General features: G+C 31.8%; 9 protein-coding genes. 8 read left to right on the top strand and 1 reads right to left on the bottom strand.

The genetic code is table 11. The features are described 5' to 3' along the window. Complete coding sequence (gene asnB, locus BVC87_RS21190) at positions 1-1,662, bottom strand: asparagine synthase B (RefSeq protein ID WP_075344407.1); 1,662 nt, start codon at positions 1,660-1,662, stop codon at positions 1-3. A 236-nt stretch (positions 1,663-1,898) separates the two neighbouring features. Between asnB and BVC87_RS21185 the strand changes: the two genes are divergently transcribed. The 8 genes from BVC87_RS21185 to trpB all read left to right on the top strand — a co-directional run bounded on the left by BVC87_RS21185 (position 1,899) and on the right by trpB (position 10,158). Further along, positions 1,899-3,617, top strand: coding sequence for a glycoside hydrolase family 9 protein (locus BVC87_RS21185; RefSeq protein WP_075344406.1), 1,719 nt, complete (start codon positions 1,899-1,901; stop codon positions 3,615-3,617). 177 nt (positions 3,618-3,794) lie between these two features. Next, complete coding sequence (locus BVC87_RS21180; RefSeq protein ID WP_075344405.1) at positions 3,795-5,186, top strand: anthranilate synthase component I family protein; 1,392 nt, start codon at positions 3,795-3,797, stop codon at positions 5,184-5,186. A 71-nt stretch (positions 5,187-5,257) separates the two neighbouring features. Next, positions 5,258-5,836, top strand: coding sequence for an anthranilate synthase component II (locus tag BVC87_RS21175; protein ID WP_075344404.1), 579 nt, complete (start codon positions 5,258-5,260; stop codon positions 5,834-5,836). Positions 5,837-5,849: 13 nt separating this feature from the next. Then, the gene (trpD, locus tag BVC87_RS21170) at positions 5,850-6,836 is read left to right on the top strand and encodes an anthranilate phosphoribosyltransferase (RefSeq protein WP_075344403.1); all 987 of its coding nucleotides are present in this window, start codon (positions 5,850-5,852) and stop codon (positions 6,834-6,836) included. Positions 6,837-7,060: 224 nt separating this feature from the next. Continuing rightward, the gene (trpC, locus tag BVC87_RS21165; RefSeq protein ID WP_075344402.1) at positions 7,061-7,849 is read left to right on the top strand and encodes an indole-3-glycerol phosphate synthase TrpC; all 789 of its coding nucleotides are present in this window, start codon (positions 7,061-7,063) and stop codon (positions 7,847-7,849) included. 56 nt (positions 7,850-7,905) lie between these two features. Beyond that, positions 7,906-8,556 (top strand): phosphoribosylanthranilate isomerase, encoded by a 651-nt coding sequence (locus BVC87_RS21160; protein WP_234974706.1) that lies wholly within the window; start codon positions 7,906-7,908, stop codon positions 8,554-8,556. Further along, a complete protein-coding gene (locus tag BVC87_RS21155) occupies positions 8,546-8,983 on the top strand; it encodes a DinB family protein (RefSeq protein WP_075344401.1) in 438 nt (145 codons plus the stop codon). Before BVC87_RS21160 ends, BVC87_RS21155 begins: the two co-directional genes overlap by 11 nt. Further along, entirely contained in the window at positions 8,980-10,158 is a 1,179-nt protein-coding gene (trpB, locus tag BVC87_RS21150; protein WP_075344400.1) for a tryptophan synthase subunit beta, read from the top strand. Before BVC87_RS21155 ends, trpB begins: the two co-directional genes overlap by 4 nt. The last annotated feature ends 1 nt before the right edge of the window (position 10,159 follow it).

The following is a 10,159-nucleotide window of genomic DNA, read 5'->3' as shown; positions in this document are numbered from 1 at the left end:
TTAATAAGCATCTTCATGAACTGCTTTGATTGCTCTACCACTTGGTTCATTTTGATTTCTAAAACTTTCATCCCATGCTAAAGCAGTAGGCGTACTACATGCAATTGAAGGAACAGATGGTACCGTTAACGCTGCAGTTTCACTTGGGAAATGCTCTTCAAAAATTGAACGGTAATAATATTCTTCTTTGGCTCTTGGTGTTTGAATTGGGAATCTATGATGTGCATTTTTCATCATTTTATCCGTTACTTCTTGATCTACTAGATCCTTTAGAGTATCAATCCAATTGTAACCTACACCATCTGAGAACTGCTCTTTTTGTCTCCATGCCACTTCTTTAGGTAAGTAGCTTTCAAAAGCTTTACGTAATACCCATTTTTCCATACGCTCTCCGTTAATCATTTTATCTTCAGGATTAATACGCATAGCTACATCCATAAACTCTTTATCTAAGAAAGGTACACGTCCTTCAATTCCCCATGCCATTAAACTTTTATTAGCACGTAAACAATCATATTGGTATAATTTATCAAGTTTTCTAACTGTTTCTTTGTGGAATTCTTCTGCATCTGGCGCTTTATGGAAATATAAATAACCTCCAAAAATTTCATCTGCTCCTTCACCTGATAGTACCATTTTAATCCCCATAGATTTAATAACACGAGACATTAAGTACATTGGAGTAGAGGCTCTAATAGTAGTTATATCGTAGGTTTCTAAATTATAAATTACATCACGAATAGCATCTAACCCTTCTTGAATAGTAAAGGTAATCTCATGATGAATGGTACCAATATGATCTGACACTTTTTTAGCTGCAGCTAAATCTGGAGATCCTTCTAAACCAATAGAAAATGAATGTAATTGAGGATACCAAGCTTCATCTTGATCATCACTTTCTACACGTTTAGATGCATATTTTTTTGCAATTGCAGAAGTTATAGAAGAGTCTAATCCTCCAGATAATAATACTCCATAAGGAACATCACTCATTAATTGACGGTGAACAGCAGCATCTAACGCATCATGAAGTTCTTGAATACTTGTCTGGTTTTCTTTAACAGCTTCATACTCCATCCAATCTCTAGAGTACCATTGTTGTAATCCATCTTCTCTTGTGTAGTAGTATCCCGGAGGAAAAACTTCAATTTTATTACAATATCCTTCTAAGGCTTTCAATTCTGAAGCAACATAAAAAGTTCCTTTTTTATCCCATCCCATATATAATGGAATGATTCCCATATGATCTCTAGCTACTAAATATTCATCTGTTTGGGCATCGTAAACAGCAAATCCGAAAATTCCATTCAAATCGTCTAAAAACTCAACACCTTTCTCTTTATATAGTGCAAGAATAACTTCACAATCAGATTTAGTTTGAAAATCATAACTACCTTCAAATTGCTTTCTTAATTCTTGATGATTATATATTTCTCCATTAGCGGCAAGAACAAACCTTCTGTCATTACTAAATAGAGGTTGTTGTCCAGAAGTAGGATCAACAATTGCTAATCTCTCATGAGACATGATTGTTTTATTATCACTATACACTCCACTCCAATCTGGTCCTCTGTGACGTATTTTTTTAGACATTTCAAGAATCTGAGGTCTTAATACTTCAGATTTTTCCTTTAAATCAAACGCACATACTATTCCGCACATAATATTTTTATTTAAATATTTTACTTTTAATTATGGTTCAAATTACTTGATTATAGTTTTTAATAAAAACAAAAAATACTTTAATGGTTATGTTTTGTTACTTTTTAATGTTTTTTTGTTTTAAAATGTAATTTTTTTTTATTGATTGTTGAATTTCAATTAAAGTTTGCTATTTTTCAATTGTTTTTTTGCATTAAATTGTAACTTATTTTGAAGAAAAACTACTAAAACCAAATATGACTAGATCAATTACTAAATTATTATCACTCTTTTTCACCCTAGGTTTAATGTCTCAAGTAGCAATGAGTCAGAAAGTTGACCTCAATATTAGGTACAATCAGATCGGATATGCTACTGGAAAAACAAAATTGATTTCAATCAATTCTACTACCCCTATTCCTAATATCAACTTTGAAATTAAAAACAGTTCTGGAGTTGTAGTGAAATCAGGAATCGTTCAACCGGGTAAATTTTGGAAAGATGCGAATGAATATGTATCTGTAATTGATTTTTCAGAACTTAATAAAAAAGATACTTATACATTAGATGTTTCAGGTATACAACAAAAATTTATTGTAAGTGATAATCCATACAATAAATTAGCTTTAGATGTTTTTAAGTATTATTATTTCAACAGAGCATCAACAGAGATTACTGAAGAATATGGAGGGAAATGGAAAAGGCCTTCAGGGTTAAATGGTACGAAAGTTAAAATACATAGTTCAGCTGCCTCTAAAGAAAGACCAGAAGGTACTGTGATTTCTGTAGATAAAGGATGGTTTGATGCAGGAGACTATAATATGTATGTAACTAATAGTGGAATTAGTACATATACTTTATTGAGTGCTTATGAAAACTTTCCAGATTATTATAATAAGAAAACATTTAATATTCCTGAGTCTACCAATAATTTACCTGATATACTAGATGAAGTTATTTGGAATTTAGATTGGATGCTAGCCATGCAAGATCCTAATGATGGAGGTGTGTATCATAAACATACAGGGTTAAGATTTTCTGGTGTAATAATGCCTCATCAATATGATTTTGATAGATACGTTATTAAAAAAAGTACTTCTGCCGCATTAAACTTTGCAGCAGTTACAGCGGTAGCATCTAGAATTTTCAATACATTTAAAACCAAAAAAAAATATGCAAAGAGGTTATTAGAAGCTTCTAAAAAAGCATACGAATGGGCAAAGAAACACCCAAAAGACTATTTTTTAAATCCTAAAGGAGTAAGAACAGGACAATATGAGGATGATGATTTGAAAGGTGAATTTCAATGGGCAGCGACAGAATTACTGATTACTACAGCTGATACTTCATATGCAAAAGATATTTCAGTTGCATCAATATCGAATGAAGTACCATGGTGGCAAGATGCTAGTGCACTCGCCTTATATTCTATGATGCGATATGAAAAACAACTTAGTAAACAAATTGATGTAACAACAGCTAAAAAGAGTTTTTTAAGCAAAGCAGAAGAGTTAAAAACAAGAATTTTTAATTCGCCTATGAGAATTGCCATGAATGGAACTGATTATGTATGGGGAAGTAATGGTGTAGCAGGAAATCAGTTAATGTATGTGTTAAAAGCATATGAACTCACAAAAAATAAATCATATTTAGATGCAGTTGTAATAGGTTTAGATTATTTGTTAGGAAGAAATGGAGTAGGAGTTAGTTATATAACAGGACAAGGAAGCAATGCTGCGAAACATCCGCATCATAGAACTTCTGAAGCTGATACAATTGAAGAGCCAGTACCAGGAATGGTAGTTGGAGGTCCGCAACCTGGCCAGCAAGATAACTGTGAATATTCTAGTAAAATGCCAGCAAAATCATATTCAGATACTTGGTGTTCGTATGCTTCTAACGAAGTTACTATCAATTGGAATGCCCCAATTGTGTATGTAGTAAATGCACTTCAATATTATCAAACAAAAAAATAAATAAATACTTGTTTAGATAAAAAAGACTTTATAAATTTGTTGCAAATGAAAACGATACAATTAAATAACTGGTGGTGGAAAACTCTTAACTTACGTTAGTGAGACCATACCGTTATATATAAATAATAACTAAAAAGGCTTATCTCATGATAAGCCTTTTTTTATTGACCAAATACAATGAAACCATTACAATTTAAAACACTTTGTAAGCAAAAAATCTCAGATACAGTTACTCCAGTAGGATTGTATTTACGATTTAGAGATAAGTATTCAAACACATTATTATTAGAGAGTTCAGACTATCATAGTAAAGAAGAGAGTTACTCTTTTATATGTATTGAACCTTTGGTATCTTTAAAAGTAGATAAAGAAGAATTTTCTGTCGCTTATAAAGGTAAAGAAGTAAAAAAAGAGACTGTTGGAGGGAACTTTAATCAACTATTTAATGATTTTACGAATTCAATAGTATTAGATTGTGAAGAGGAATTGAAATCATTTAACGGATTATACGGTTATACAACTTATGATAGCGTACAGTATTTTGAAACTATCAAGTTAAAAAATGAAGATGCTCCTTCTGCAATACCAATGATGCAGTACAGTTTCTATCGTTTTATCATAGCCATTAATCATTTTAATGATGAAATGCAGATCATTGAAAATTTAGAAGTTGGTGCTGAAAGTCGTTTAGAAGAAATAGAAACAATAATTGAAGCACAAGCATTCAATACGCAGAAGTTTGAAATTGTGGGAGAAGAAACTTCTAATGTGCAAAGTGAAGATTTTATTGAAAATGTTAAGAAAGCGAAAGCACATTGTAAACGAGGAGATGTTTTTCAATTGGTATTGTCACGTCAATTTCAACAACAATTTAAGGGAGATGAATTCAATGTGTATAGAGCATTACGATCTATAAACCCTTCACCTTATCTTTTTTATTTTGATTATGGAAGCTTTAAGTTAATGGGATCTTCACCAGAAGCTCAAATAAAAATCAATAAAGGAAAAGCAATTATCAATCCAATTGCGGGAACTTTTAGAAGAACTGGAGTAATGAGCGAAGATATTAAGTTAGGAAAAAAGTTATCTGATGATAAAAAAGAAACTGCAGAACATGTAATGTTAGTTGATCTAGCTCGTAATGATTTGAGTAAACATGCAGAAAATGTTACAGTCGAGGTATTTAAAGAAGTGCAGTATTTTAGCCATGTTATTCACTTAGTTTCTACAGTTCAAGGAGAATTAAAAGGAGATCCTATAAAAATAGTAGGAGATACTTTTCCAGCAGGCACATTAAGCGGGGCACCAAAATACAAAGCGATGGAATTAATAGATCGCTATGAAAATCAAACTAGAGGATTTTATGGAGGAGCAGTAGGAATAATTGGTTTAAATGGAGATGTAAACTTAGCTATAGCTATTCGATCTTTTGTGAGTAAGAATAATGTTTTGTATTACCAAGCAGGAGCAGGTATTGTAATCCATTCTAATGAAGAAAGTGAGTTGCAAGAGGTAAATAACAAATTAGCAGCGTTAAAAAAGGCATTAATTTTAGCAGAAAAAATATAAAAATAGAATAAGCTAAGTGCATTAGTCCAATTGAGATTACAGCCAAAAGCTTACAGCCAAAAGCTTAAAAAATGAAAATATTAGTATTAGATAATTACGATTCGTTTACTTACAACTTAGTACATATGGTTGAAAAGATTACGGATACTTATCCGGATGTATATAGAAATGATGAGATTAGTATAGAAGAAGTGGGAACTTATGATGTAATTATGTTATCTCCAGGTCCTGGAATTCCTGATGAAGCAGGAATATTAAAAGAAGTAATTCAAACCTACGCTGGTAAAAAACCAATCTTTGGTGTATGCTTAGGCTTACAAGCTATTACAGAAGTTTTTGGAGGAAAGATTATCAATTTAGATGATGTTTTTCATGGAGTTGCTACTGAAATGAAAGTTACGGACACTAATGCAGTTATCTTTAAAGATATTCCTGAAACTTTTTTAGCAGCACGTTATCATTCTTGGTCAGCATCAGATGAAGGATTTCCGAACGATTTAAAAGTTACAGCAAGAGATGAGGATAATCGTATTCAAGCTATAGAACATCAGGAATTTAAACTTAGTGCGGTGCAATTTCATCCTGAAAGTATTTTGACAGAAGTAGGAGAGCAGTTAGTTAGAAATTTTATAGATAGTTGTAAGTCTTAAAGGTAGCGTAAAGATGAAAGAAGTTTTAAATAATCTATATCAACATAAAAGATTAACAAAAGCTCAAGCCAAAGAGCTTTTAATTAACATAGCAAAAGAACAGTATAACGAAGCACATTTAGCTTCATTCTTGACTGTTTTTATGATGCGACCAATTACAGTAGATGAACTTTCTGGTTTTAGAGAAGCGTTATTAGAGTTAGCTATTAAAGTTGATTTATCAGAATTTAATACAATTGATATTGTAGGTACAGGAGGAGATGGAAAAGACACATTTAACATATCTACACTAACCTCTTTTATTGTAGCAGGAACAGGACAAAAAGTGGCAAAGCATGGTAATTATTCTGTTTCTTCTAAATCTGGTTCTTCTGATATGTTAGAAAGTTTCGGTTATGAATTTACTAATGATGAATCGATTTTAAAATCACAGTTGGAAAAAGCAAATATTTGTTTTTTACACGCACCAAAATTTCACCCAGCAATGAAAGCTGTTGGTCCTGTTCGTAAAGCATTAAAGTTGAAAACATTTTTCAATATGTTAGGTCCTTTAGTGAATCCAAGTTTTGCTCAAAATCAATTATTAGGCACCTTTAATTTAGAAGTGGCTAGGTTATACAATTACATCTTACAAGAAGAAGGAACTAATTATGGAATTGTACATGCATTAGATGGTTATGATGAAATTTCTTTAACAGGAGGATTTAAGCTATTTACAAAGCAAGGAGAGCAATTAATTACTCCTGAAGATTTAGGACAAGATCGTGTAGCACAATCTGATATTTATGGAGGAAACTCGGTTGAAGAAGCAGCAAAGATCTTTAAAGCTATTTTAGATGGAGAAGGAACAGAAGCTCAGAATAAAGTGGTATTAACCAATGCTGCTTTTGCTCTACGAATTGTAGATGAAAATAAAGATTTTGAATCTGCTTTTGAAGAAGCTAAAGATTCCCTATTTGGAGGGAAAGCAAAATCTTGTTTAGAAAAATTAGTGAACTAAATGTCATTACGAGGAAGAATGACGAAGTAAGCTATTAAAAGTTACTTCATTTTATTCAAAATGATGAAAATAATTATAATATAAATGCCAGTTCGAGTAATTTTTTATGAAGAGATAACGAAGTGAAAAATTGTATTGAGAACAGTTTGAGGGCTTCTCGGTGCAAAATTATTTTCCATTTTATTATAAATAATTTCACTCGAAGTGACAGAAAAAATAGAATTATGACGATACTAGAAAAAATAATAAATTTTAAAAAGCAAGAAATCGCCAAAATAAAGGCAGAGATTCCAGTAAAAAAATTAGTAGAAAGTCCAAATTTTAAAAGGACACCTATTTCATTAAAAGAGTCACTTACAGAATCAGGATCTACAGGAATAATTGCAGAATTTAAAAGACAATCGCCATCAAAAGGAATTATTAATGATAAGGTTTCAGTTTCAGACGTTACCAATGGGTATTTGGAGGCTAATGTAGCTGCTCAATCTATATTAACAGATACTTCTTTCTTTGGAGGAACAATGGCAGATTTAATGGAAGCAAGAAATGTAAACTCAATACGACCGATTCTTAGAAAAGATTTTGTGGTAGATGGGTTTCAAATTGTAGAGGCAAAAGCTATTGGAGCAGATGTGATTCTGTTAATTGCAGCGTGTTTAACTTCTGAACAAATTAAGAACTACGGTCAGTTAGCGAATGATTTAGGCTTAGATGTTTTATATGAAGTACATAATCAAGAAGATTTAGATAAGATTTCAGATCTAGATAACAAGATTATTGGAATTAATAATCGAGATCTAAAAACATTTAAAGTGGATCTAGAACATTCTATAGCATTAGCAAATCAAATTCCAGATAGCTCAGTAAAAGTTTCTGAAAGTGGTATCAGTAATCCTAGAATTGTAACTGGATTAAAAGAATATGGATTCCAAGGTTTCTTAATAGGAGAAAACTTTATGAAAGAAGAAGACCCAGGATTAGCATGTCAAGAATTTATTAATCAGATACGTTAAAACAATCGTCAGACCTCAGGTTTTCAAAATCTGTAATAGCTTAAAATATTATGCTTATGAAGCTTAAAGTATGCGGAATGAAATATGTAGAAAATATTAGACAAGTAGCGGAGTTACAGCCTGACTATTTGGGGTTTATTTTCTATGAAAAATCAAAGAGAAATTTTGAAGGTATTATACCCGAAATTCCAAAAGGAATAAAAAAAACAGGAGTATTTGTAAATGAATATGTTGAGATTTTAGTTTCACTTGCCGAAGAATATAAGTTAGAAGCTTTACAACTACATGGAGATGAATCTGTAGCATATATTAAAGAATTAAAGGAATATCTTGAACAAAGTAGAAAAGAAAAACGCTTATCAAAAGTTGAAATTATAAAAGTGTTTGGAATTAAGGATGAGTTTGATTTTTCAATACTGAAACCCTATGAGGATGTCGTAGATTATTTTCTTTTTGATACTAAAGGAAAAGAAAGAGGAGGTAATGGAGTTACTTTTGACTGGAAAGTTTTAGAAGGATACAACTCTACAAAACCTTTCTTTTTGAGTGGAGGGATAGGGCTGCAAGAGGTAGAAAAAGTACAGCAAATTTTAAAGACTGATTTACCAGTATATGCACTAGACGTAAATAGCAAGTTTGAAAAAGAGCCTGGTTTAAAATCGATAAAAGATTTAAAAAAGTTTAAAAAAATAGTGTATGACAAGTAGATTGAACCAATTAGTAGCTTCAGGTTTAGAATTCATTTCTAAATTATCTGAAGAAGAAATGAGGAAAAAAGAGCACGTTGAAAAATGGTCTCGAAAAGAAATCTTAGGGCATTTGATAGATTCAGCTATTAATAATTTACAAAGATTTACAGAAGTTCAGTTTAAAGAAAAGCCATATAAAGTAGAAACCTACAATCAGAATGAGTTGGTAATAGCGAATGACTATCAAAGAGCTAATACTAAAAACTTATTAGATTTTTGGGAATCGATAAATAAAAGAATAGGGGCGATAATAGAAAATCAAACCGATGAAACCTTAAAGTATAAGGTTCAAATAAGTAATACAAATATTGTTGACTTGCAATTTTTAATGCAAGATTATATAGACCATTTAGAGCATCATTTAAAACAAATAAAAGCATTATGAAATACAATCCAGATGAAAACGGATACTACGGACAATTTGGAGGAGCGTTTATTCCAGAATTGTTATATCCAAATGTAAAAGAGATTGAAGATAATTATATTCAAATCATAGAATCAGAAGAGTTCCAAGAAGAATATAAAGCATTGTTAAAAGACTATGTCGGTAGACCAAGTCCATTGTATTTAGCAAAACGTTTATCAGAAAAGTATGGTGCAACTATTTATTTAAAGCGAGAAGATTTAAATCATACAGGGGCACATAAAGTGAATAATACCATTGGTCAGATTCTAATTGCAAAAAAATTAGGAAAAACAAATATTATTGCTGAAACAGGAGCTGGTCAACATGGTGTAGCTACAGCTACTGTATGCGCCTTAATGGGCTTAGATTGTACCGTATTTATGGGAGAAGTTGATATTGAGCGACAAGCACCAAATGTAGCTCGTATGAGAATGTTAGGAGCGAAAATAATTCCTGCGACTAGTGGAAGTAAAACTTTAAAAGATGCTACAAATGAAGCTATTCGTTATTGGATCCAAAACCCTGAAACTTTTTACCTAATCGGTTCTGTAGTTGGTCCACATCCACATCCAGATATGGTAGCGCGTTTGCAAGCTATTATTTCTGAAGAAATGAAATGGCAATTAAAAGAAAAAACTGGAAAAGAAAATCCAGATACTATTATTGCTTGTGTAGGAGGAGGAAGTAATGCAGCTGGAGCTTTTTATCATTATTTAGAAGATGAAGAGGTTGAATTGATAGCAGTGGAAGCAGCAGGTTTAGGTGTTGATTCTGGTGAAAGTGCAGCAACATCTCAATTAGGAGAAGTAGGTGTTATCCACGGAAGTAAGACAATTTTAATGCAAGATGAATATGGACAAATTGTAGAACCGTATTCAATTTCTGCAGGATTAGATTACCCCGGTGTTGGACCATTACATGCTTTCTTACATGATACAAAACGAGCAAAGTTTATGAATGCAACTGATGAAGAAGCATTACAAGCGGCTTATGAATTGACTAAAATTGAGGGAATTATACCAGCTTTAGAAACAGCTCATGCCTTAGCAGTATTACCTAAAATGGATTTAAAACCAGATCAAACGATTGTGATTAATTTATCGGGTAGAGGAGACAAAGATTTAGAAACGTATATTAAGCATTTAGAAGACTAAG

The organism is Tenacibaculum agarivorans (assembly GCF_001936575.1).
GTDB lineage: Bacteria > Bacteroidota > Bacteroidia > Flavobacteriales > Flavobacteriaceae > Polaribacter > Polaribacter agarivorans.
The sequence above is the reverse complement of the archived record's forward strand: the minus strand, read 5'-3'. Positions and strand labels throughout refer to the sequence as shown.